Consider the following 23,550-nt stretch of genomic DNA (forward strand, 5'->3'; position numbering starts at 1 on the left):
GGCTGTTAATAGCCGACTTTACCAATTCATTGCGCTTTCGTTTCGTTCAGTTTTGAGGGAACGAGTCATGTTCTCTCAAATGTTTTGCGTCTGCGTCTACAAGCGGATTCGGAGAAACCGAATTCCTCGACGCAAGACTGCAGAGAAGCAAATTCAAGCAACAGCTTCGTTTGCGTCTGCGTCTACCAGCCGGTTCAGAGAAGCTGGATTCCTCGACGCAAACCAGCGAAGAAGTGAATTCAAAGAAGCTACTTCGTTCCTTGAAAACTAGATAACCGATTGACACAAGGAAGAGGCCGAGACGCTTTAGGTTAAGCTAGAAAGGGCGCACGGTGGATGCCTTGGCACTAGGAGCCGATGAAGGACGGGGCAAACGCCGAAACGCTCCGGGGAGCTGTAAGCAAGCGTAGATCCGGAGATGTCCGAATGGGGGAACCCACTGTCCGTAATGGGGCAGTATCCATGCCTGAATCCATAGGGTATGGAGGGCACACCCGGGGAACTGAAACATCTTAGTACCCGGAGGAGAAGAAAGCAAACGCGATTCCCTGAGTAGCGGCGAGCGAAACGGGAACAGCCCAAACCAAGAGGCTTGTCCTCTTGGGGTTGTAGGACCGCTCACGATGGGAGTGAGAAAGGAACGGGGTAGACGAACCGGTCTGGAACGGCCGGCCGGAGAAGGTGAGAGCCCTGTAGTCGAAACTTCGTTCCCTCCCGAGCGGATCCTGAGTACGGCGGGACACGAGGAATCCCGTCGGAAGCAGGGAGGACCATCTCCCAAGGCTAAATACTCCCTAGTGACCGATAGTGCACCAGTACCGTGAGGGAAAGGTGAAAAGCACCCCGGGAGGGGAGTGAAAGAGAACCTGAAACCGTGTGCCTACAAGTAGTCAGAGCCCGTTGATGGGTGATGGCGTGCCTTTTGTAGAATGAACCGGCGAGTGACGATGGCGTGCGAGGTTAAGCCGAAGAGGCGGAGCCGCAGCGAAAGCGAGTCTGAAGAGGGCGTTTAGTACGTCGTCGTCGACCCGAAACCAGGTGATCTACCCATGTCCAGGGTGAAGGCCGGGTAACACCGGCTGGAGGCCCGAACCCACGCACGTTGAAAAGTGCGGGGATGAGGTGTGGGTAGGGGTGAAATGCCAATCGAACTTGGAGATAGCTGGTTCTCCCCGAAATAGCTTTAGGGCTAGCCTCGGGTTTAAGAGTGTTGGAGGTAGAGCACTGATTGGGCTAGGGGCCCAAACCGGGTTACCGAACCCAGTCAAACTCCGAATGCCAACGACTTATGCCCGGGAGTCAGACTGCGAGTGATAAGATCCGTGGTCGAGAGGGGAACAGCCCAGACCGCCAGCTAAGGCCCCGAAGTGCACGTTCAGTGGAAAAGGATGTGGAGTTGCAAAGACAACCAGGATGTTGGCTTAGAAGCAGCCACCATTTAAAGAGTGCGTAATAGCTCACTGGTCGAGTGGCTCTGCGCCGAAAATGTACCGGGGCTAAACGTGCCGCCGAAGCTGCGGGATGACCGTTGGTCATCGGTAGGGGAGCGTTCTAAGGGCAGAGAAGCCAGACCGGAAGGACTGGTGGAGCGCTTAGAAGTGAGAATGCCGGTATGAGTAGCGAAAACAGAGGTGAGAATCCTCTGCGCCGAAAGCCTAAGGGTTCCTGAGGAAGGTTCGTCCGCTCAGGGTTAGTCGGGACCTAAGCCGAGGCCGAAAGGCGTAGGTGATGGACAACAGGTGGAGATTCCTGTACCACCTTCTTCCCGTTTGAGCGATGGGGGGACGCAGGAGGATAGGGCGAGCAGGCGGCTGGAAGAGCCTGTCCAAGCCGTGAGGCTGATCCGCAGGCAAATCCGCGGGTCGCTAAGGCCAAGCGGTGACGGCGACGGAGTATTCCGGAAGTCCCTGATTCCACACTGCCAAGAAAAGCCTCTAGCGAGGGAAGAGGTGCCCGTACCGCAAACCGACACAGGTAGGCGAGGAGAGAATCCTAAGGCGCGCGGGAGAACTCTCGTTAAGGAACTCGGCAAAATGACCCCGTAACTTCGGGAGAAGGGGTGCTCTTTCGGGTGAAGAGCCTGGAAGAGCCGCAGTGAAAAGGCCCAAGCGACTGTTTATCAAAAACACAGGTCTCTGCGAAGCCGAAAGGCGACGTATAGGGGCTGACACCTGCCCGGTGCTGGAAGGTTAAGGGGAGCGCTTAGCGGAAGCGAAGGTGCGAACCGAAGCCCCAGTAAACGGCGGCCGTAACTATAACGGTCCTAAGGTAGCGAAATTCCTTGTCGGGTAAGTTCCGACCCGCACGAAAGGTGTAACGACTTGGGCGCTGTCTCAACGAGAGACCCGGTGAAATTATACTACCTGTGAAGATGCAGGTTACCCGCGACAGGACGGAAAGACCCCGTGGAGCTTTACTGCAGCCTGATATGGAATTTTGGTATCGCTTGTACAGGATAGGTGGGAGCCTGGGAAGCCGGAGCGCCAGCTTCGGTGGAGGCGGCGGTGGGATACCACCCTGGCGGTATTGAAATTCTAACCCGCACCCCTTAGCGGGGTGGGAGACAGTGTCAGGCGGGCAGTTTGACTGGGGCGGTCGCCTCCCAAAAGGTAACGGAGGCGCCCAAAGGTTCCCTCAGAATGGTTGGAAATCATTCGGAGAGTGCAAAGGCACAAGGGAGCTTGACTGCGAGACGGACAGGTCGAGCAGGGACGAAAGTCGGGCTTAGTGATCCGGTGGTTCCGCATGGAAGGGCCATCGCTCAACGGATAAAAGCTACCCCGGGGATAACAGGCTGATCTCCCCCAAGAGTCCACATCGACGGGGAGGTTTGGCACCTCGATGTCGGCTCATCGCATCCTGGGGCTGTAGTCGGTCCCAAGGGTTGGGCTGTTCGCCCATTAAAGCGGTACGCGAGCTGGGTTCAGAACGTCGTGAGACAGTTCGGTCCCTATCCGTCGCGGGCGGAGGAAATTTGAGAGGAGCTGTCCTTAGTACGAGAGGACCGGGATGGACGCACCGCTGGTGTACCAGTTGTCCCGCCAGGGGCACCGCTGGGTAGCTATGTGCGGACGGGATAAGCGCTGAAAGCATCTAAGCGTGAAGCCCCCCTCAAGATGAGATTTCCCACCGCGTGAAGCGGGTAAGATCCCTCGAAGATGACGAGGTCGATAGGTCCGAGGTGGAAGCGTGGCGACACGTGGAGCTGACGGATACTAATCGATCGAGGGCTTGACCTAATTAGAAAAGCGGAGGCGAGCGTTTCGCCGCGACGGGCAAATGTTCTTCGCCTGCAGGGATGTTCACATCCCGAAGGCGAAGGTTATTTGACCCCGAGCGGCGGCGAGCCGGAGCTGGACAACGAAAAGCGCAGGCTTGCGGCTTCTTCCGACGGTTATCTAGTTTTGAAGGAATGAACATCCTGTTGACAAATCCAACAGGATGGATATAATAAGGATTGTCCATAAGTTGATGATCATTGCCTAGTGGCTATGGCGGAGGGGAAACACCCGTTCCCATCCCGAACACGGAAGTTAAGCCCTCCAGCGCCGATGGTAGTTGGGGCCAGCGCCCCTGCAAGAGTAGGTCGCTGCTAGGCAATGTTTCATTATTCCGCAAATAGCTCAGCAACGAGCTTCACATCTTCGAATTCGCTACGAGTTGCCTCGACGCATCTCACTTCCTTGAATTAGCTAGTAGAGGAGGCAACGAGCACATTGTGAAGATGCACATGACATATAGTTTTCTCATCATTCCGCAATAGCTCAGCGGTAGAGCAACCGGCTGTTAACCGGTAGGTCGTAGGTTCGAATCCTACTTGCGGAGCCATTTTTACGCTTCCATAGCTCAGTAGGTAGAGCACTTCCATGGTAAGGAAGAGGTCACCGGTTCGAGCCCGGTTGGAAGCTCCATTTATTTTCCGGCCCGTTGGTCAAGTGGTTAAGACACCGCCCTTTCACGGCGGTAACACGGGTTCGAATCCCGTACGGGTCACTCCCATTTCGGCCAATCGTCCTTTCAAGGATGATTGGTCGAAATGAAAAGCGTATAATTCACTGATCACAGAGGCATAATAACGATTGAGTACAGCATATCTTATTCATAACGTTGGGCTATAGCCAAGCGGTAAGGCAACGGACTTTGACTCCGTGATGCGCTGGTTCGAATCCAGCTAGCCCAGCCATTATTTTTTTGTGCATAAAATGGTCATGAGCCATTAGCTCAGTAACGAGCGCTACATCTTCGAATTCGTTGCCAGTTGCCCCGACGCATTTGGCTTCCTTGAATGGGCTGGCAGAGGAAGGGGCAGGTAGAGCTAGATAATGCTTAGAGTGTTTTCCTAACCATGAGCCATTAGCTCAGTAACGAGCAATGCATCGTCGAATATGCTTCGAGTTGCCTCGACGCACATAGCTTCTTTGAACTCGCTAGTAGAGGAAGAGGCAGGTAGGGCGAATCATCACTTAGAGTGTAATTGAACTCGTGAGCCATTAGCTCAGTAGGTAGAGCATCTGACTTTTAATCAGAGGGTCGGAGGTTCGAGTCCTCCATGGCTCACCATAGCGCGGAAGTAGTTCAGTGGTAGAACACCACCTTGCCAAGGTGGGGGTCGCGGGTTCGAGTCCCGTCTTCCGCTTGGGTGGGGCCTTAGCTCAGCTGGGAGAGCGCCTGCTTTGCACGCAGGAGGTCATCGGTTCGATCCCGATAGGCTCCATCAAGAGCAGACTGCTTGACAACCAAAAGCAGCCTGCTCTTTTTTGTTATATTGGTATAAATATTCAAAATTTTGTCAGGTTGAGTCATCCCCTTTCTTTCCTCTACAATAAAGACGTAACGGGAATCAGAAAGGAGTGGGGGACAGCATGAAGCCAATTTCCATTATCGGTGTGCCGATGGATTTAGGGCAGACGCGCCGTGGCGTTGATATGGGGCCAAGTGCGATGCGTTATGCGGGTGTGATTGAGCGGCTCGAACGCCTTCATTACGATATCGAAGATTTAGGAGATATCCCCATCGGAAAAGCCGAAAGGTTGCATGAGCAAGGGGATTCACGGTTGCGCAATTTGAAAGCGGTTGCGGAGGCGAATGAGAAACTCGCGGCGGCGGTTGACCAAGTCGTTCAGCGGGGGCGCTTCCCACTTGTGTTGGGCGGCGACCATAGCATCGCCATTGGCACGCTCGCCGGAGTGGCGAAACATTATGAGCGGCTTGGAGTGATCTGGTATGACGCGCACGGCGACGTCAACACCGAGGAAACGTCGCCGTCTGGAAACATTCATGGCATGCCGCTGGCGGCGAGCCTCGGGTTTGGCCATCCGGCGCTGACGCAAATCGGCGGATACAGCCCCAAAATCAAGCCGGAACATGTCGTGTTGATCGGCGTCCGTTCCCTTGATGACGGGGAGAAGAAGTTTATTCGCGAAAAAGGGATCAAAATTTACACGATGCATGAGGTCGATCGGCTCGGAATGACAAGGGTGATGGAAGAAACGATCGCCTATTTAAAAGAACGGACGGATGGCGTTCATTTGTCGCTTGACTTGGATGGTCTTGACCCAAGCGACGCACCGGGAGTCGGAACGCCTGTCATTGGCGGATTGACATACCGCGAGAGCCATTTGGCGATGGAGATGCTGGCCGAAGCGCAAATCATCACTTCAGCGGAATTTGTCGAAGTGAACCCGATCTTGGATGAGCGGAACAAAACAGCATCCGTTGCGGTAGCGTTGATGGGGTCGTTGTTTGGTGAAAAACTCATTTAATGCATTTGGACAAAGACGGCTGGCTGCGGGGATTCACGGGTGTGATGATGATTTGTTCCCGCGGTTTGTGAAAGAGGGGTTGCCATTTGTTTGGCGTCCCCTCTTTTTCCGTTGTATGATACAATAAATGTGTTGCATGAAACTTTTCTTGATCGAGCGCCGTAATATACGGTAAGCCGTGAGGCGGGGGTATTGTATTTTATGGATCTATTTATTAAAAAGAGAATTAAGGCGATCCAAAAAGGGGATCAAAACGCATACGCGGATCTTGTCGATTTGTATAAGGACAAGATTTACCGCCTTTGCTATCGAATGCTCGGCAATCGGCATGAGGCGGAAGATGCGGCGCAGGAGGCGTTTATCCGCGCCTACATCCATATTGATACGTACAATCCAGAAATGAAATTTTCTACTTGGCTGTACCGAATTGCCACGAACTTGACGATCGACAAATTGCGGAAGCGGAAGCCGGACGTGTATTTAGATGAAGAGGTCGGAGGCACGGACGGGTTGACGATGCAGGCTCAGCTTCCTTCCCGTGAAGCATCTCCGGAGGAGGCGTTGGAAAGTCTGGAGCTGCAAGAGACGGTGCAGCGGGCGATTGAGCGATTGCCAGAAAAATATCGAAGCGTGGTCGTGTTGAAATATATGGAAGATTTGTCGTTGCAAGAAATCAGCGAAGTTTTAGGGTTGCCGATCGGCACGGTAAAAACGCGGCTACATCGCGGCCGCGAGGCGTTGCGCAGGCAATTGGGCCATTTATAAGAGGGTGGGAGACTATGAAATGTCCGAAAGAAATCATGTTGCTCATGCATAGCTATTTTGATGGGGATCTTCAGCCAGAAGGAGAGCAGCGGCTGAAAGAGCACTTGCGTTCTTGCGCTGCGTGTGCTGCCCATTTTCATGAGCTAAAAAAGACGGTGGCTTTCCTTCAGTATGCTGCCCACGTTGCGGCGCCGCCGTCGTTTTCGGCTAAGGTCATGAAGGCCATGCCGCAAGAGAGAAAGACCGCGCGGTTGCGCCGTTTTATGCATCGTCATCCGTTGCTCACGGCTGCTTCGTTGTTTTTAGCGCTCACTTTGGGCAGCTTCGCTTCTTCATGGGGAGAAAGAGGCGCGTTTTCCGTCTCTGCTGATGAACATGTCATCATCCGCGACCATACTGTCATCGTGCCGAAAGGAGAAACGGTCAAAGGGGATATTGTCGTCCGCAATGGCTCGATTCGGATTGAAGGAACGGTTGATGGGGACGTGACCGTGATCCATGGTAAGAAATATATGGCGTCCGCCGGGCAAGTGACAGGAGAAGTGGAGGAAATTAATCAAGTGTTTGAATGGATTTGGTATAATATTAAAGAAAGGTTCAATCGTGCGCTCCAATCGATTGAATGATGGCAGCCATCGTTCGATGGCTTTTTCCATGACCATCAGCAGATTGGAATTAGAGATAAAGGAAGTGTGAAGATGTCCTTCGAAGAGCTCCCCATCGTGTCATATTTGTTAAAAGTGGTTGATATTCTTGTCGTTTGGTATGTGATTTACAAGTTGATCATGATGATCCGCGGGACGAAGGCCATTCAGCTGTTAAAAGGCATTTTTTTAATTATTTTAGTGCGTTTTGTGAGCAATTACCTCGGATTAACGACGCTGCAATGGCTGATGGATCAGGCGATCATTTGGGGGTTTCTCGCGATCATCATCATTTTTCAGCCGGAATTGCGGCGCGCGCTTGAGCAGCTCGGCCGCGGACGGCTGTTCACTCGCAATACGGTTAATGAAGATGAAGAGCGAATGCGAATGGTAGAAGCTATTGTAAAAGCGACCGAGTATATGGCGAAGCGGCGCATCGGCGCGTTGATTTCCATCGAGCGGGAAACCGGAATGAACGATTACGTCGAAACCGGCATTATGTTAAACGCTCATGTATCGCCGGAACTGCTTATTAATATTTTCATTCCGAACACGCCTCTTCATGACGGGGCGGTCATTATTCAAAAAAACCAAATCGCTGCTGCCGCTTGTTATTTACCGTTATCGGAAAGTCCGTTTATTTCGAAAGAGCTCGGAACACGCCATCGGGCGGCGCTCGGCATCAGCGAAGTGACGGACAGCGTCACCGTCGTCGTGTCAGAGGAGACAGGAGCAGTATCTCTGACGAAAAACGGTGAGTTATACCGCGATTTAACGATCGATGAATTTCGGGAACTGTTGACAGACGAACTTGTTCCAACTGCGAAGGCGCCCGCTTCTTCCCGTTGGCAATGGAGGGGGAAGAAACATGGATAAGTTGATGGACCATCCTTGGTTTATTCGCGTCGTTTCCTTGTTGTTAGCGATTATGCTGTATATGTCGGCCAATGTCGGGGCGAAAACCGGCGAGACGCGCAACACGTTTGGCCAGGAAGATACGGAAACGCTGATCGATATTCCGGTGGTCGCTTACTATGATGAAGACAACTTGGTCGTATCTGGCGTACCGAAATATGTGAACGTCACGCTCCAAGGGCCGGCCAGCATTGTTAAGCCGACGGCTCTGCAGCGGAATTTCGAAGTGTATGTCGATTTAACGGAATTGCCGTTAGGGACATACACGGTGCCGATCAAATACAGGGACATTTCCGATAAGTTGAAAGTGACGATTCAGCCTGCTTCGGCAAAAGTGACCATTCGCGAAAAAGTGTCGAAACGGTTTTCGGTCGGTGTTGAATTTTTCAATCGAAACAAAATGCCGGATGGCTATTCCGTCGGAGAACCGACGGTGAAACCGAATGCTGTGACGATTACAGGGGCGAAGGAACTGATCGACGAGATTGCGTTTGTCAAAGCCATCGTCGACTTAGATGGAGCGACGGAAACGCTGACGAAAGAAGCGCGCGTTCGGGTGTACGATCGACGGGGGAATGAGTTGGATATCGAACCAGAGCCATCGTCCGTGGAAGTGACCGTTCCGGTGGAAAGCCCGAGCAAGACGGTGCCGGTTCAAGTGCGAACAACTGGGGAGCTGCCGGATGGCGTGCATCTTGTCAGCGTCACTCCGAAGCCAGACCGGGTGACGATTTACGGACCAAAAGAGGTGCTGAACCGTATTGACAAGTTGGAAGGATTGACAGTTGACTTGGACGATATTACAGATGATGAGACGGTAGAACTTGACCTTCCGCTCCCTGATGGGGCAAAAAGCGTCGACCCACACAAAATCAAGGTGCATATTGATGTGGAAAAAGACGTCACGCAAACGTGGAAAGACGTGCCGATCGCTGTCGTCGGCTTGCCGGATTCATACAAAGCTGAGTTTGTCAAACCGGTTGAAGGCAAGATTACGATTCGACTGATCGGTCCACCTGACATTGTCCGCGGATTGACAAAAGATGACGTCCGTTTGTATGTCGATGTGAGCGGGCTTGATGTCGGCGAACATCAAGTCCCAATTCAATGGGACAACCTTAACCACGTTCAATGGCAACCGTCGGCGGAAACAGCGATGGTTCATATCAGCGAAAAAGCAACCGCACAATAAATTGACAGTAAGGAGAGAGTAAACGAATGGGCAAATATTTTGGCACTGATGGTGTACGTGGAGTCGCGAATCGTGAATTGACGCCAGAGCTGGCGTTTCAAATCGGGCGCTGCGGCGGGTACGTGCTGACGAAAAGCGCTGAGCGCCCAAAAGTGCTGATCGGGCGTGATACGCGCATTTCGGGCCATATGCTTGAAGGGGCTCTTGTCGCCGGGTTGCTCTCGATTGGAGCGGAAGTCATGCGCCTTGGCGTCATCTCGACGCCAGGCGTCGCCTATTTGACGAAGGCGCTCGGCGCGCAGGCGGGGATTATGATTTCCGCCTCCCACAATCCGGTGCAAGATAACGGCATCAAATTTTTCGGCCCGGATGGGTTTAAGCTGTCGGATGAGCAGGAAGCGGAGATTGAGGCGTTGATCGACAGCGCAGAGGACATGCTGCCTAGGCCGATCGGGGCTGGGCTTGGGCAAGTAAACGACTATTTTGAAGGCGGGCAAAAGTACTTGCAGTATTTAAAACAAACGATCGATGAAGAAGATTTTTCCGGGATGAAAATCGCCCTCGACTGCGCGCACGGGGCGACGTCATCGCTTGCAACGTACTTATTTGCCGATTTGGATGCGGATGTCGTCACGATGGGGGCGTCGCCCAATGGGCTCAACATTAACGAAGGGGTCGGCTCGACCCATCCCGAAGCGCTGGCCGCGTTTGTCAAAGAAAAAGGTGCTGATGTCGGGCTCGCCTTTGACGGCGACGGCGACCGCCTCATCGCTGTGGATGAGAACGGCAACATCGTCGACGGCGATCAAATTATGTACATTTGCGCCAAATATTTAAAAGAAACCGGCCGCCTCAAACAACAAACCGTCGTCTCGACGGTCATGAGCAATCTCGGGTTTTACAAAGCGCTTGAGGCGCAAGGCATTAAAAGCGTGCAGACCGCTGTCGGCGACCGCTATGTCGTCGAGGAAATGAAAAAGAACGGCTACAACCTCGGCGGCGAGCAGTCCGGACACATCATCTTCCTCGACTATAACACGACGGGGGACGGGATGTTGACGGCGCTTCAGCTTGTCAACATCATGAAAATCAAAGGGAAGCCGCTTTCCGAATTGGCGGGCGAAATGAAAAAATACCCGCAGCTGCTTGTGAACGTCCGGGTAAAAGAGAAAGAAAAAGTGATGGAAAATGAGCAAGTGAAGAGTGTGATCGCAGAAGTGGAAGCGGAAATGAACGGCAACGGCCGCGTTCTTGTCCGCCCATCGGGCACCGAACCGCTCGTGCGCATTATGGCTGAGGCCCCGACGGAGGAAGCGTGCCGCACCTACGTTGAGCGGATCGCGGATGTCGTCCGCCGTGAAATGGGAGCGGAATAACCGATTGTTTGGACAACCATCCTATGCATGGACGGAACATTCGCTTCCGTTTATGCATAGGTTATTTTATACAGATAGTTGACGCCGCTGGGAATGTCCTGTAATATTAACGTTGTTGCCTTTTTCTTGAAAGGAGGCGATGGAAGGGCGAAGAGCGGAACATGGTGAAGTGATGGTTTGCCACAACCGCAGGCATGGCCAGCAAAGCAAAAAGGTGGTTGGTTGTTGCATCGGTTTTGACGACAAAAAAGCGCCTGGACTAAGCGCGGAACGGAAGCGCGCTTAGTTGACGAGGAGGAGGTTTATCGAGGTTTTCGGCGGATGCCTCCCGGCTGGAGCGATGACAGCCGCAAATCCTCTCTTAAAACAAAGGGGTGACCCTTTGCACAAAGGGGAGGATGTCATCGCACGAACCCACAAGAAGGGAGTCTGCCGCGTTCATCGGCGAGGCCCCTAATTTGCTCTTTGACAACTGAACAGAACGGATCTCGTTGGCGGCAGCCTCCAAGATGAAAAGGAGGAACATTTGCCATGTGCGGCATTGTTGGTTATATCGGTTACCAAGATGTGAAAGAAATTTTACTGCGTGGATTGGAAAAACTCGAGTATCGCGGCTACGATTCGGCGGGGATCGCCGTATTGAACGAAAACGGCGTGCACGTATTTAAGGAAAAAGGACGGATCGTAGATTTGCGCCGCATCGTCGATCCGAATGTGAAAGCGACTGTCGGCATCGGGCATACACGCTGGGCGACACACGGGGCGCCAAGCCGGGTGAACGCTCACCCGCATCAAAGCGCATCAGGGCGCTTTACGCTTGTGCATAACGGCGTCATCGAGAACTATGAAATGGTGAAGCGCGATTATTTAGCCGATGTTGCGTTTCAAAGCGACACCGACACGGAAGTGATTGTCCAGCTGGTGGAAAAATTTGTCCGCGACGGGCTGACGACGAAAGAAGCGTTTCGAAAAACGCTTTCGCTGGTAAAAGGATCGTACGCCATCGCCATGATCGATGCGCAAGACGAAAACACGATCTACGCAGCGAAAAACAAAAGCCCGCTTCTCGTCGGATTGGGTGATGGGTTTAATGTCGTGGCCAGCGACGCGATGGCGATGCTTCAAGTGACCAACCAATTCGTCGAACTGATGGACGGGGAAATGGTCATCGTCACGAGCGAGAACGTCACGATTCAAACGCTGGACGGTGAAACCGTCGAACGGCAGCCGTTTACGGCCGAGCTCGATGCGAGCGACATTGAAAAAGGAACGTATCCGCACTATATGTTGAAAGAAATCGACGAGCAGCCGTTTGTCATCCGCCGCATCATCCAAAAGTACCAAGATGAAAACGGCGGATTGGCGATTGACCAAGCGATCATCAACGAAGTGCTGAATGCTGACCGCCTGTACATTGTCGCGTGCGGAACGAGCTACCACGCGGGTCTCGTCGGCAAACAATTGATCGAATCGTGGGCGAAAATTCCGGTTGAAGTGCACATCGCCAGCGAATTTTCGTACAACATGCCGCTGTTGTCGGAAAAGCCGCTCTTCCTCTTTATTTCGCAAAGCGGCGAGACAGCTGACAGCCGCGCCGTGCTCGTGCAAACGAACAAACTCGGCCATAAAGCGATCACGATCACGAACGTCCCAGGTTCGACGTTGTCGCGTGAAGCTGACTATACGCTTTTATTGCACGCCGGCCCGGAAATCGCCGTCGCCTCGACGAAAGCGTACACGGCGCAAATTGCGGTGCTTGCGATTTTGGCCGCCGCGGCGGCGAAAGCAAAAGGCCTCGAATTGGATTTTGACTTGACAAAAGAGCTCGCCATCATCGCCAATGTGATGGAAATGCTGTGCGACGCGAAAGAAGAAATGGAAAACATTGCGAGCGACTACTTGACGCTGACGCGCAACTGCTTCTTCATCGGCCGCGCCGTTGACTACTATGTCTGCCTAGAAGGCGCGCTGAAACTGAAAGAGATCTCTTACATCCAAGCCGAAGGGTTCGCCGGCGGCGAGCTGAAACATGGCACGATCGCCTTGATTGAGAACGGCACACCGGTTATTGCGCTTGCCACCCAGGAGCATGTGAATTTGAGCATTCGCGGCAATGTGAAAGAAGTCGTCGCCCGCGGCGCCAACCCGTGCGTCATCTCGATGCGCGGCCTTGAAAGCGATGGCGACCGCTTCATTATCCCGGCCGTCCATCCGGACCTTACGCCGCTTGTCTCCGTCGTCCCGCTGCAGCTCATCGCGTACTATGCCGCTCTGCACCGCGGCTGCGACGTCGACAAACCGCGCAACTTAGCGAAGTCGGTGACGGTCGAGTAAGCGGGTTGGCGGTGAGATACAAGTTGTCTCCCTACAAAAAACCCTGACGACACACAAAAAAGTCTGACGATGAACAAAAAAGTGTGACGATGATTGGGAAATAAATTGAGGGAGAAGGGAATAGGACTCAAGGGAATCGAGGAAGGTACCTGACGGTGCTTTTCTCGATTCCTTTTTATTTGGAGCAAAAAGAGGGGTAAGGGATAAGGGGAAAGGAATCCTTTTCCCTTGGTCCTTTTCCCTTTTTTCGTCATCCTTTTTTGTTATTTCCCGAAGGGAAAGCTTCCTTGTCCCTTCCCCCTATCTACCTTTACTCTATCTTTTTCTCGTCAAACTTTTTTGTATGGTATTTTCATCCAAATTACCTTCCATCCCTTGTGGGACAAGGCTTCGAGCAGATGTGAGGCGAAGAAGGGAAATCGTCAAGTGTAAATTATCATTTTATTTCAGCACAAAACGCCCATTTTTTGCACATTCTTTCAGAAAGCCCTCTCCCCTTTTCTGAAGGAATGTGCTAAATTTTTTGTGAATTGTTTCGGACAAAGATTTCCATTCGTTTCAATGAGGGGGAGGAAGTGTGATCCAGTTTCACGACTTTGGCATTGACATTCAAACGTATACGGATCGTGGGAAAGGGAACGATTTTCCCGACGTGAACCAATGCCCCCACTGTCCATCCCGCCGCCCCTTGCATCGTCACGGATACTACCAACGCTATGCGTTGACGGCAGAGGGGGAGTATCACCTTTGGATCGCACGATATCGCTGTCAAGAGTGTCGCAAAACCGTGAGTGTGCTGCCTTCTTTCCTCCTCCCGTATGTTCAATATACACGATCGGTTATTTGGCAAGCGGTCAAAGCATGGTTCGAAACGCCAAGGCGAGGAGCGAAGACCAAACAGGTTGTTTTTCCCACCAAGGAGGTCATCTTGTTTTATGTCCGACGATTTTTACGGAATCTCTCTCGCTTGCATCACGCGGCGGCGAGAAGGTGGGGGATCATCGGCCCTGTGGGGAACGCAAGAACAGAACGGGCGGTTTGGTGGATGCAGACCTTGGAGGGACGGGGGGTGGGCTCGATCATCCAAGACCTGTGGACAAACGAGAGGTGGCATCCGTTTGCGGATCAAATTGCTTCCTGATTTTCTACTTAACACCAAAAATGGAGATGGTTGATGTTTCCACAAACCCTTCCTCTCGACGAATCTCGAGTCGTTTCGTAAGATAGGGGGTAGAGGGGACCGGGACGGTCCAACATCACAGGGAGACAGGGAGGAGATCCAGATGGATGAATCGATGAGACACGACATCGCGCTGTTTCGGTACGGGCTGATCGCTCCGTTGGTGAATGGCCAGGTGGAGCCCAAAGCGTATTTGAATGAGGTGGGCGGGCGAGTGCACTCGATTCCCCATCAAGGGGACAAACCCATTGCGGCGAAGACGATTCTGGATTGGTGCGCCCGATACAAAAAAGGGGGCTTCGACGCCTTGAAGCCGAAGCGCCGTTCGGACCGCGGCCGCTCCAGACGTCTGTCCCCCGATGATGAGGATCATATTCTAGCATTGAGGAAGGAACATCCCACCATGCCCGTGACCCTATTCTACGAACAACTCACCAAGCAGGGGGACATTCCCACCACCCTCTCATACTTTACTATATACCGATTGTTGAAAAAACACAACCTGGTGGGAAAAGAAATCTTGCCGATGCCGGAGCGAAAGCGTTTTGCGTATGACCAGATCAATGAGCTATGGCAAGGGGACTTATCCCATGGACCCACGATTCGCGTCCATGGGAAAACCCAGAAAACGTTTTTGATCGCGTATATCGATGACTGCTCGCGGTTAGTGCCATATGCCCAATTTTTCCCTTCGGAGAAGTTTGACGGGCTGCGGATCGTCACGAAGGAAGCGGTGCTTCGTTGCGGGAAGCCGAAACGCATTTACTCGGACAACGGGAAAATTGATCGGTCCGAGGTGCTGCAGTATGCGTGCGCCGAGATGGGGATTACACTCATCCACACCCAGCCGTATGACCCGCAAAGCAAGGGAAAAATCGAACGGTTCTTCCGCACCGTACAGACACGGTTTTATCCACTGTTGGAGCTGAATCCGCCGAAATCGCTTGACGAGTTGAACGAGCGTTTTTGGAAGTGGCTTGAAGAGGAGTATCATCGAAAACCGCACGCCTCACTGGACGGAAAAACGCCGCATGAGGTGTTTCAATCGCAAGTGCATCTCGTGTCGTTCATCGAAGATGGCGATTGGCTGGATGCGATTTTTCTGAAACGGGAGCACCGCAAGGTGAAAGCCGATGGCACGATCACCCTGAATAAACAGCTATACGAAGTGCCGCCTCGGTTCATTGGGCAATCGATTGAGCTCCGCTATGACGAACGAGGCGTCTATGTGTACGAAGATGGCAAACGGGTGGCGGAAGCCATTCGGGTGCGTTTGGAGGACAATGCCTATGTGAAGCGCCACCGGTCGCCGTTTGCGGCGGTTTCGGCGAAGGAGGGCGAACAGGATGTATAAAACGTTTTATTCCCTCTCGCGGGAGCCGTTTGCGAAAGAAACCGACCCGTCCGAGGCGTATCAAGGGGCGGCGTTTCAGGAAGCGTTGCGGGCGCTGGAGTACGTGAAACGAACCCGGGGGATCGGGCTGTTGATCGGAGAGCCGGGGGCGGGCAAGACGTTCGCCCTTCGGGCGCTGAAAGAGTCATTGAATCCATCATTGTATCATGTCGTCTACTTTCCGTTATCCACCGGAGGCGTGATGGATTTTTACCGTGGACTGGCCTTGGGATTAGGAGAGGAACCGAAGTACCGCAAGGTAGACCTCTTCCGCCAAATCCAGCAGGCGATCGAGCGATTGTATCATGAACGACGGATTACGCCGGTGTTCATTTTGGACGAGATGCATTTCGCAAAGGATGCCTTTTTACAGGACATCGCCATCTTGTTCAACTTTGAGATGGATTCGACCAACCCATTTGTCTTGATGTTGGCCGGGCTGCCCCATTTACAGGGGAAGCTGCGGCTCAATCAGCACCGCCCTCTCGATCAGCGGATCATCATGCGATACCGGATGGGGCCGCTGGAGAAGGAAGAGGTAGCGGGCTACATCGAGCATCGGATGAAACAGGCCGGGGCGAAGCATCCGATCTTCACTCCATCGGCGTTAGAGGCGATTGCCCTGCAGTCGCGGGGATGGCCTCGGGTGATCAACACGTTGGCCACGACGTGCCTGTTATACGGGCATCAGCTGAAAAAGGACGTCATTGACGAAGAAGTGGTGCGCATGGCCGCAGAGGAAATGGGGTATTAGGACGAAAGGGGCCGAATCGGCCTCTTTTGTGCTTTCACTTTTCCATTTTCCATCGGTCCATCAGGCGCGCTGGAAATCTTCATTTGAAAGAGCGTGCAAACGTTCCGAAAGAATGTGCAAAATCCGGAACAATCCGCAAAAATTTTTCAAATTATTTCAGAATCCATCTGAAATAATTTGAAAAAGTGATTCTGAAATAATGTGCTAATTTACAGTCAAGGTTTTTTGTATTAGAACATAGTAGGGGAAAGGAGAGAAGGGATAAGGAAAAATTGTGCAGGTGATGTTTCACCTAAAACAAAATTTTTCGATAAATTCACTAAGGTATGAGTCGAAGTTTACTTTTGACTTATGTTTTTTTATGATCAATTTTAGAACTTTTCCCATTCATTTCAAAAAGCGTTAATTTTGATTAAAGATATAAGGTAGAGGTTCAAACCAACTTTAGAGATGAGATCAGGCTTATTTTAAACCTCTTAATGCTAACTCTTTAACAAGAATTCAAAGCCAACCTTCAAAAAAGTTCATAACTGTGTGAGACGATTTCTATACAGTTAAGAAGGGAATAATTTATAAAGGGGATGTTACGACATATTATAAAAAACGTTCCAAAATTTCCGTACCAACACAACATATTACAAAAAATGTTCCAAATTCTCCGTACTGACACGACATTTTATAAAAAATGTTCCATATTTTCCGTACCAACACAACATTTCACAAAAAATGTTCCAATTTTTCCGTACTGACACGACATCTTTAAAAAAGTGTTCCATACTAAGAACGTATTTTTTAAGCTCTTATTTAAGAAGTTTCAAGCAAATTCAGCTACTTTTTGTAACCTATGGAGTTGATCTTTTTTAGTTGATTTATAGTAACAAGATTAGGGCTGATCACGATTTCAAACAGGGGTATTGTTTCTGCCGTTAATTTGGGATCTACCTTTTCGATGCTTTTTTTAAGGGAGAGAAAGAAATATATCGTCTTTTTAGAAAGGAAAAGCTGTTAAAAGGAACATTCCAAAAGACTGCTGGCAAGAAGGATATTACGTATGACCTAAAGAATGAGTACAAAATAAAGTGGAAAGAAATAAAGGGAACTGAAGAATATTTTATAGCCAAAGTTGAGCGGAGCTAATATATTCTGTTTGTTCTTTCTCCCTCGGGCAGTTTATAAAGGATTTAGGTGTAAAAAACGTGTCATTGGTAAGCGATGATAATAGAGAGAACCTTCAACAAAAAAGAGCCAGCTCTTTTATTTTTTCACGAGGCTCTGTTAATGTTTAATGTTGATTTTTTCAATAAAATGTTAGGGAACCATCTTTTGGTTCCCCAATTCTCAATAAACCAGTCTATTAGATATTCAATAAAGATGTTTGTTTTATATGTTCATACTCATTGTAATGGTTCTATTTTTGAATCCTAATTTTTCGTACAGTTTAATCGCTTGATTTCCTGCATATACACTTAAGCGAACCTCTGAATATCCATCTTGTTTAAGATGTTCGATACCAGTTTCCATCAATTGTTTTGCAATTCCATTTCCCCTAAATTCCTCTAACACAAACAATTCATAAATAAATCCATATATCTTTTCAGTAAATTGGTCTTTACTTGTTCCTATAAGAATCCAACCCATTAGATTATCGCCTTCAGTTGCTATCAAATAATAGCTTCCTTTCTGCAATAATGGTTCAATAAGTTGTTTGACTTTTTCATCTGACGGTTTTGCTTCGCCTAATGTACCTTCGAATAATGCTTGTGGTGAAAGTGATAAAACCTTTTTATATTCCGAATCGTTTGGTTTTCTAATTTCCATAAATTGAGTTCTCCTCTCCCAATATTTATAAGCCGATTGCCCGTTAATGACCTTTTTAAGCACTGAACTTAGATAGACGGAGACTTTCAAAAGTTTCTGTCATTTCAAATACAAATGATGTAAGCAGAAGCTCTTTTATATGTTGCTTGGTATTTTCGTTACTGCGGCTATCTACAAATAAGAACCAAGCAAGGTAATTATCAAGATATTTTGTAGCCACACCTTTAAAACGGTCAATCCACTTCTTCATCCGAGAATGAAAACTGTTGACATTTTGAATGTGATATAAGCCTTTTATAACGTGCTTTCCATCATCGGATTTGATTCGGTAATGCTTTAATCCTTTTTCTTTTGCATAGGTTTTGTATGCTCTCCAAGCATCTGTAACAAGCACATTGTCAGACGATAGTTTAGTACCAATGATAGTTTCAATTTTGGTTTTTACAATACGCCCCATACAAGATACTTTGGAGACGGTTGCTTTTGTACGGTCTCTTGCAACAAGAACACATACTTGTTCGTGGCTGATTCCTCTGTGTTTGGATTTTCCTCCACGTTTTCGAGGCTTCCGTTCTGTAATGCCACGTTGCCCTTTTTGAGAGTACAAGAAATAGGTCTCGTCAACTTCAACGATACCTTCAAAATGGTCAAAATCCATTTGCTTTAAGGCGGATAGCAGTTTATGTCTCCAGTAAAAAAGTGTAACCCAAGTAACCCCTACGATTTCAGCCGATTTACGCAGGGAGTAGCCTTTGAACATACAATCCACAAATGTAATCCATTCATCACCTTTTCGGGTGCGATAAAGAACGGTGTTAGTCGTATCCGTAAAGGTTTTAAGGCAACTTTTACAACGATACCGTTGACGACCCTTGACTTTTCCGAATCGAACAACGTGTTCAGATGTACAATGGGGACACTCGAAACCATCTTTAAAACGAGTTTCCCTCATTTCGTTAATCAATCTACCACCAACGGAAGAGGTCGGGTCAACATAACGTTTTACCCATTGTGATGTTAGTCTAGATTATAGACACGACGAATAAAGAAAATGTATAGTAAATCTATCAAACATGAGGAGTGTCTATAATGACAAGACGTTTTGATAAAGAATTCAAAGTACACGCAGTTAAATTAGTGCTAGAGGAAGGGAAAGCAGTCGCTGAAACAGCTAGACAACTGGATATTTCACCAAAAACCCTTCATAAATGGGTAGCGGATTATAAAAATGATGCGGAACATAGCTTTGTCGGAAGCGGGAAACTAAAACCAGAAGATCGCGAAAAGCGTGAACTGCAAAAACGCATTCGTGACTTAGAGGAGGAAAACGCCATCTTAAAAAAGGCCATGAGCATCTTCGCCAAAAACCAGAAGTAATTTATGAATTCATTCATACGCATCGAAAGGAGTTTCGTGTGGCGAAGATGTGTGAAGTCCTAGGCGTTTCAAGAAGTGGGTACTATGCATGGATCAAACGACCAGAAAGCCAACAAAAGCAAAGACGCGAAACGTTGAAAAAACAAATCAAAAAGATTCATATCGAGTCAAGAGAAACGTATGGCAGTCCAAAAATCACAAAAATCCTTCAGAAACAAGGAGTGAAGGTCTCTCAGAAAACCGTCGCAAGAATCATGAAAGACGATGACATTCGTTCCAAAACGAAGAAAAAATATAAGGCCACCACGAATTCGAAGCATCATTTGCCTGTGTATCCCAACTTATTACATCAGCAGTTTGAAGTGGATAAGCCGAACAAAGTATGGGTGGCGGATATCACCTATATTTGGACGAAAGAAGGCTGGCTGTATTTAGCTTCGGTCATGGATTTGTTTTCTCGTAAAATCGTTGGCTGGTATCTTTCCGAGCGAATGACAAAAGAGTTAGTGATCAAAGCATTAAACCGAGCCATCAACCAGAGAAAGCCTCAACCAGGTCTGATTCACCATTCGGATCAAGGGAGCCAATATGCATCGAACGAGTATCAATCCATTTTACGACAGCATGGAATGCAAACCAGCATGAGTCGAAAAGGAAACTGTTATGATAACGCATGTGCGGAATCGTTTCACAGCATCATCAAAAAGGAACTGATTTTCCACGAGACCTTTACAACAAGGGAAGAGGCCAAACATCGGATTTTTGAATATATTGAGTGTTTTTATAACTCTCAGCGAATTCATTCCGCTAACGAGTACATGTCTCCGATGGCATATGAGAAGCTGCATCAACACGGCAAAAAACAATCCTTCTCTGAATGAAGTCGCGATATGGCGGTTTCTTAATCCCCTTGATAAGGGGAAGGATTTACCAACCGTTCTCCTTATCAAGAGGCCACCAAACGAAGTGCGGTAGTAGGAGTTAAAATGTTTCTCCATTTTATGTGTCTATTTTCTTGACATAATACCAGGTACCTGACGGTGCTTTTCTCGATTCCTTTTTATTTGGAGCAAAAAGAGGGGTAAGGGATAAGGGGAAAGGAATCCTTTTCCCTTGGTCCTTTTCCCTTTTTTCGTCATCCTTTTTTGTTATTTCCCGAAGGGAAAGCTTCCTTGTCCCTTCCCCCTATCTACCTTTACTCTATCTTTTTCTCGTCAAACTTTTTTGTATGGTATTTTCATCCAAATTACCTTCCATCCCTTGTGGGACAAGGCTTCGAGCAGATGTGAGGCGAAGAAGGGAAATCGTCAAGGTTTTTTGTATTAGAACACAAGTTGTTGACAGCAAATGTTTAGTGCAAAATAAAAATACAGAGTTCTGCAACGAAACGTGCAGAGCCTAAGGCAAAGAAAAAAGGCTTGCCAGCCCCTAACATTTCCTCTACTGTGGAAGTTGTGAACACATAAACCAAACAGTGGAGGAGCGAAAGGATGCTGGCAATGCCCGAAATGAATCGTATCAGAAAACTGCGTGAAAAGAAAGGGTTATCGATTGCGGAAATTTCCCGCGAAACGGGATATAACTGGAGAACGGTCAAGAAATACGCGGATGGCGGCATTTCTGTCCAACCAACCATCAAACGCAAAAAGGGGATGATGGAGGAAGAAGGATACGGGCAAATCATTGATGACTGGTTGGAGGAGGATGCCAAGCTGCCGAGAAAACAACGGCGAACGAACAAGACGATGTTTGAAGCGCTTTGTCGTGACCATGGATTTCAAGGCTCGTATCGCACCGTTTGCGCGTACGTGCAAAAACGAAGACCGCAGCTCAAACTCGAGAAAGAACAGCGCTATGAACGACTTGAGCACCCGCCAGGCGAGGCGCAGGTGGATTTCGGGAAGATGACGGTGGTGACGAAGGAGGGGAAGGAAGAAGAACGATCGGTTTTGATCGTAAGCTTCCCGTATAGCAACGCTGCGTTTGCTTATCCGCTGCCGGCGGAAAACAGTGAATGCTTCCTCCATGGGTTGACGCAGCTGTTTCGTCAGGCTGGGGGAGTGCCAAAGGCATTGCGCATTGACAATTTGTCCGCGGCCATCGTGTCGATTCGAAAAGGGGGAGAACGCCAATTCACCGAGGCTTTTGAGAAATTTCAACTCTACTATCGGTTTGATGTACAAGTGTGCAATCCATACAGCGGACATGAGAAAGGAAATGCGGAGCGAAAAGTCTATTACACTCGCAACCTTTGTTTCGTCCCGGCTCCGTTGATCGAGTCGGATCCGGAGCTGGTGGAGTGGCTGCATCGCAAGATGGTCGAGGACCGAAACCGCCCTCATTATGAAAAGGGGCGGTTGATAGAGGAGCTATGGCAGGAAGAGCGGCCGGAGCTGTTGGCGTTGCCGGAACAAGATCTTCCGATCTTCTCCCTCGATCACGCTTACGTGAATAAGTACGGAGAAGTGATGGTGGATGGGAAGGCGTTCGTCGTCCATGGCCTGTCCGTCCCCAACCGGGTATTGGTGAAAAAAGAGTGGGATCGTTTCTTTGTGCTCTCTCCTGACGGAGGCATACATCTTGAGATGCCAAGGCCGTATACGAACGTGAAACGCGAGATCCCTTGGAAAGAGATTTTCGCTGAGTGGGAGACCAAACCCCGGGTTGTCGGGCATTCCCGATACCGGGCGTACTTGCCGGAAGCGATCCGAACGTATCTGGCTGGCACCCCGCCCCAGGTGGCGGCCCGTTTGAAAGGGCTGCGAGCGCTGTTGGATCGTTGCACGCTTTATGAAATCCCCCAGTGGCTCGAGGAGAGTCAGCGATGGGACTTGGCTCCTCATGAAATCGGGGTGTTGATGGAAGCCGAGCAATCCCATTACCCGGCCAAGTGGGAAGAATCGTACACCCCTTCCGTCCTGATCGACTATGAAACGGATTTAACGGTGTATGATCAACGTCTTCACCCCGTTCGGGAAGGGGGTGTCCAGGGATGAGAGCAGAGGTGAAAGAGATTTGTAAAGCGCTGCATTTGGCCTATATCGCGGATCGATTCGAGGAGGTGATGTTCGAAACGAAAGAGCAGTTTTTGCGGGATGTATTGGCGCTGGAGCTGTCGTGCCGCCAGCAGGCGAAACAGGCCCGGCTGATCAAGAAAGCCAAGTTTCGGGAGTTGAAATGGCTGAAGGATTACGAATGGTCGGATCACATCCACTGGCCGACCACGACATCGAAGAAGGAATTGTGTGACCTTCGCTTTTTGGAGCGAAAGCAAAACGTTCTGCTTTTAGGCTCGCCCGGGACAGGAAAAACCCATCTCGCCACAGCGCTCGGCATCCAGGCGTGCCAACAAGGCCATGAGGTTCGGTTTTTCCGCGTCGCGGATCTCGTCGCCCAGCTGGAAGAGGCATTGAAAAATGGCACGCTCGGGCGGCTGAAACGAAGCATCGATGCGTGCGAACTGTTGATATTGGATGAACTCGGCTATGTGCCGTTTCAAAAGCAAGGATCGGAGCTGTTGTTTCATATTATCGCCGACTGTTATGAGCGAAAAAGCGTCATCGTGACGTCGAATCTGGAATTTGGACAGTGGAATCGGGTGTTTGGGGACAACCGCTTGACAGCTGCGCTGGTGGATCGCTTGGTTCACCATGCCCACATCCTGGCCTTTACGGGAGAGAGCTATCGACTGCGGAACGCTCTCTCCGCGATCCAGCCGTCCTCTTCCCCCGGTCTGGAACCTTAAGTCTTGAGCTGGCAAGCCTATGTATTTTTTCTTGCACTTCTCTGCATTTTTTGCTTGCAAAAAACAAGCAAATAAATCCCGTCCAGGGAAAATAAAAACTGTCCAGGGACAATAAAAAATGTCCATGAAGCCGAGCGTGGTTAGGGTTTTGCCCTGATTCATGCTTGGCTTTTACTTCTTTTGAAAAGGTACAGGGGAGAGGGGACAGGAACAGCGGCTGATCTATCAAGCAGTTTCCAAATATACCCCCTCCCGCTATGTTCCGATTGAGCTTCTCCAACTAATCACCCAAATT

Annotated in this window: 14 protein-coding genes, 7 tRNA genes, 2 rRNA genes and 1 pseudogene; 22 read left to right on the forward strand and 2 right to left on the reverse strand. The window is 49.8% G+C overall.

Features of this window, described 5'->3' with window-relative positions; translation table 11 throughout:
• The first annotated feature begins 309 nt into the window (after nt 1–309).
• The 19 genes from BJQ97_RS00860 (at nt 310) to BJQ97_RS00945 (ending at nt 16,315) form a co-directional block, all read left to right on the forward strand.
• A 23S ribosomal RNA gene (locus BJQ97_RS00860) occupies nt 310–3,239 on the forward strand.
• Between the two features lie 242 nt (nt 3,240–3,481).
• A 5S ribosomal RNA gene (gene rrf / locus BJQ97_RS00865) occupies nt 3,482–3,598 on the forward strand.
• Between the two features lie 155 nt (nt 3,599–3,753).
• Nucleotides 3,754–3,828, forward strand: a tRNA-Asn gene (locus BJQ97_RS00870).
• A gap of 7 nt (nt 3,829–3,835) precedes the next feature.
• Nucleotides 3,836–3,911 (forward strand) — tRNA-Thr (locus tag BJQ97_RS00875).
• Between the two features lie 10 nt (nt 3,912–3,921).
• Nucleotides 3,922–3,993 (forward strand) — tRNA-Glu (locus BJQ97_RS00880).
• 115 nt (nt 3,994–4,108) lie between these two features.
• Nucleotides 4,109–4,183, forward strand: a tRNA-Gln gene (locus BJQ97_RS00885).
• Between the two features lie 301 nt (nt 4,184–4,484).
• Nucleotides 4,485–4,560: transfer RNA gene (locus tag BJQ97_RS00890), tRNA-Lys, on the forward strand.
• A gap of 4 nt (nt 4,561–4,564) precedes the next feature.
• Nucleotides 4,565–4,636 (forward strand) — tRNA-Gly (locus BJQ97_RS00895).
• Nucleotides 4,637–4,641: 5 nt separating this feature from the next.
• A tRNA-Ala gene (locus tag BJQ97_RS00900) sits at nt 4,642–4,714 on the forward strand.
• Between the two features lie 148 nt (nt 4,715–4,862).
• The gene (rocF, locus tag BJQ97_RS00905) at nt 4,863–5,762 is read left to right on the forward strand and encodes an arginase (protein WP_160155162.1); all 900 of its coding nucleotides are present in this window, start codon (nt 4,863–4,865) and stop codon (nt 5,760–5,762) included.
• Between the two features lie 201 nt (nt 5,763–5,963).
• Nucleotides 5,964–6,527, forward strand: coding sequence for an RNA polymerase sigma factor SigW (sigW, locus tag BJQ97_RS00910; protein WP_160155163.1), 564 nt, complete (start codon nt 5,964–5,966; stop codon nt 6,525–6,527).
• Between the two features lie 14 nt (nt 6,528–6,541).
• Nucleotides 6,542–7,153 carry an anti-sigma-W factor RsiW gene (gene rsiW, locus BJQ97_RS00915; protein ID WP_160155164.1) on the forward strand — a complete coding sequence of 204 codons (612 nt, stop codon included), beginning with the start codon at nt 6,542–6,544 and terminating at the stop codon, nt 7,151–7,153.
• A 72-nt stretch (nt 7,154–7,225) separates the two neighbouring features.
• Nucleotides 7,226–8,047, forward strand: a complete 822-nt coding sequence (gene cdaA / locus BJQ97_RS00920) for a diadenylate cyclase CdaA (protein WP_160155165.1) — start codon at nt 7,226–7,228, stop codon at nt 8,045–8,047.
• A complete protein-coding gene (locus tag BJQ97_RS00925) occupies nt 8,040–9,278 on the forward strand; it encodes a CdaR family protein (RefSeq protein WP_160155166.1) in 1,239 nt (412 codons plus the stop codon). Before cdaA ends, BJQ97_RS00925 begins: the two co-directional genes overlap by 8 nt.
• Before the next feature lie 26 nt (nt 9,279–9,304).
• A complete protein-coding gene (gene glmM, locus BJQ97_RS00930; protein WP_160155167.1) occupies nt 9,305–10,654 on the forward strand; it encodes a phosphoglucosamine mutase in 1,350 nt (449 codons plus the stop codon).
• A 531-nt stretch (nt 10,655–11,185) separates the two neighbouring features.
• Nucleotides 11,186–12,988: a glutamine--fructose-6-phosphate transaminase (isomerizing) gene (gene glmS / locus BJQ97_RS00935; RefSeq protein ID WP_160155168.1), complete on the forward strand. Its 1,803-nt coding sequence runs from the start codon at nt 11,186–11,188 to the stop codon at nt 12,986–12,988.
• 577 nt (nt 12,989–13,565) lie between these two features.
• Nucleotides 13,566–14,129, forward strand: a complete 564-nt coding sequence (locus tag BJQ97_RS17525; RefSeq protein ID WP_236567073.1) for a DUF6431 domain-containing protein — start codon at nt 13,566–13,568, stop codon at nt 14,127–14,129.
• A 142-nt stretch (nt 14,130–14,271) separates the two neighbouring features.
• Nucleotides 14,272–15,522, forward strand: a complete 1,251-nt coding sequence (locus tag BJQ97_RS00940; RefSeq protein ID WP_160155169.1) for an IS481 family transposase — start codon at nt 14,272–14,274, stop codon at nt 15,520–15,522.
• The gene (locus tag BJQ97_RS00945) at nt 15,515–16,315 is read left to right on the forward strand and encodes an ExeA family protein (protein ID WP_160155170.1); all 801 of its coding nucleotides are present in this window, start codon (nt 15,515–15,517) and stop codon (nt 16,313–16,315) included. The genes BJQ97_RS00940 and BJQ97_RS00945 overlap by 8 nt, the downstream gene beginning before the upstream one ends.
• A 1,380-nt stretch (nt 16,316–17,695) precedes the next feature.
• On the opposite strand, the gene BJQ97_RS00950 is transcribed toward BJQ97_RS00945, so the two are convergent.
• On the reverse strand, nt 17,696–18,133 hold the full coding sequence (locus tag BJQ97_RS00950) for a GNAT family N-acetyltransferase (RefSeq protein WP_160155171.1): 438 nt from the start codon (nt 18,131–18,133) through the stop codon (nt 17,696–17,698).
• A 55-nt stretch (nt 18,134–18,188) separates the two neighbouring features.
• Nucleotides 18,189–19,145 (reverse strand): annotated as a pseudogene (locus tag BJQ97_RS00955) (IS1595-like element ISBsu3 family transposase); the annotation flags it as partial.
• Between the two features lie 77 nt (nt 19,146–19,222).
• Between BJQ97_RS00955 and BJQ97_RS00960 the strand changes: the two are divergent.
• From BJQ97_RS00960 to istB, 3 genes are all read left to right on the forward strand, one after another.
• Nucleotides 19,223–20,391 (forward strand): IS3 family transposase gene (locus tag BJQ97_RS00960; RefSeq protein ID WP_268892776.1). Its coding sequence is split into 2 segments (ribosomal slippage): nt 19,223–19,478 and nt 19,478–20,391, totalling 1,170 coding nucleotides; the frame shifts between segments, so codons are not numbered across the junction.
• 609 nt (nt 20,392–21,000) lie between these two features.
• The gene (istA, locus tag BJQ97_RS00965) at nt 21,001–22,506 is read left to right on the forward strand and encodes an IS21 family transposase (protein ID WP_160155172.1); all 1,506 of its coding nucleotides are present in this window, start codon (nt 21,001–21,003) and stop codon (nt 22,504–22,506) included.
• Nucleotides 22,503–23,255: an IS21-like element helper ATPase IstB gene (gene istB, locus BJQ97_RS00970; RefSeq protein ID WP_021322668.1), complete on the forward strand. Its 753-nt coding sequence runs from the start codon at nt 22,503–22,505 to the stop codon at nt 23,253–23,255. Before istA ends, istB begins: the two co-directional genes overlap by 4 nt.
• Nucleotides 23,256–23,550 lie beyond the last annotated feature (295 nt).

Source organism: Geobacillus sp. TFV-3 (assembly GCF_009901865.1).
In the GTDB taxonomy this organism is placed as follows: domain Bacteria; phylum Bacillota; class Bacilli; order Bacillales; family Anoxybacillaceae; genus Geobacillus; species Geobacillus thermoleovorans_A.

Coding starts and splice junctions, on each gene's coding strand:
- glmS (WP_160155168.1), top strand. CDS start 11,186: ATGTGCGGCATTGTTGGTTATATCGGTTACCAAGATGTGAAAGAAATT.
- rsiW (WP_160155164.1), top strand. CDS start 6,542: ATGAAATGTCCGAAAGAAATCATGTTGCTCATGCATAGCTATTTTGAT.
- BJQ97_RS00925 (WP_160155166.1), top strand. CDS start 8,040: ATGGATAAGTTGATGGACCATCCTTGGTTTATTCGCGTCGTTTCCTTG.
- BJQ97_RS00940 (WP_160155169.1), top strand. CDS start 14,272: ATGGATGAATCGATGAGACACGACATCGCGCTGTTTCGGTACGGGCTG.
- istB (WP_021322668.1), top strand. CDS start 22,503: ATGAGAGCAGAGGTGAAAGAGATTTGTAAAGCGCTGCATTTGGCCTAT.
- cdaA (WP_160155165.1), top strand. CDS start 7,226: ATGTCCTTCGAAGAGCTCCCCATCGTGTCATATTTGTTAAAAGTGGTT.
- BJQ97_RS00945 (WP_160155170.1), top strand. CDS start 15,515: ATGTATAAAACGTTTTATTCCCTCTCGCGGGAGCCGTTTGCGAAAGAA.
- sigW (WP_160155163.1), top strand. CDS start 5,964: ATGGATCTATTTATTAAAAAGAGAATTAAGGCGATCCAAAAAGGGGAT.
- BJQ97_RS00950 (WP_160155171.1), bottom strand. CDS start 18,133: ATGGAAATTAGAAAACCAAACGATTCGGAATATAAAAAGGTTTTATCA.
- rocF (WP_160155162.1), top strand. CDS start 4,863: ATGAAGCCAATTTCCATTATCGGTGTGCCGATGGATTTAGGGCAGACG.
- istA (WP_160155172.1), top strand. CDS start 21,001: ATGCTGGCAATGCCCGAAATGAATCGTATCAGAAAACTGCGTGAAAAG.
- glmM (WP_160155167.1), top strand. CDS start 9,305: ATGGGCAAATATTTTGGCACTGATGGTGTACGTGGAGTCGCGAATCGT.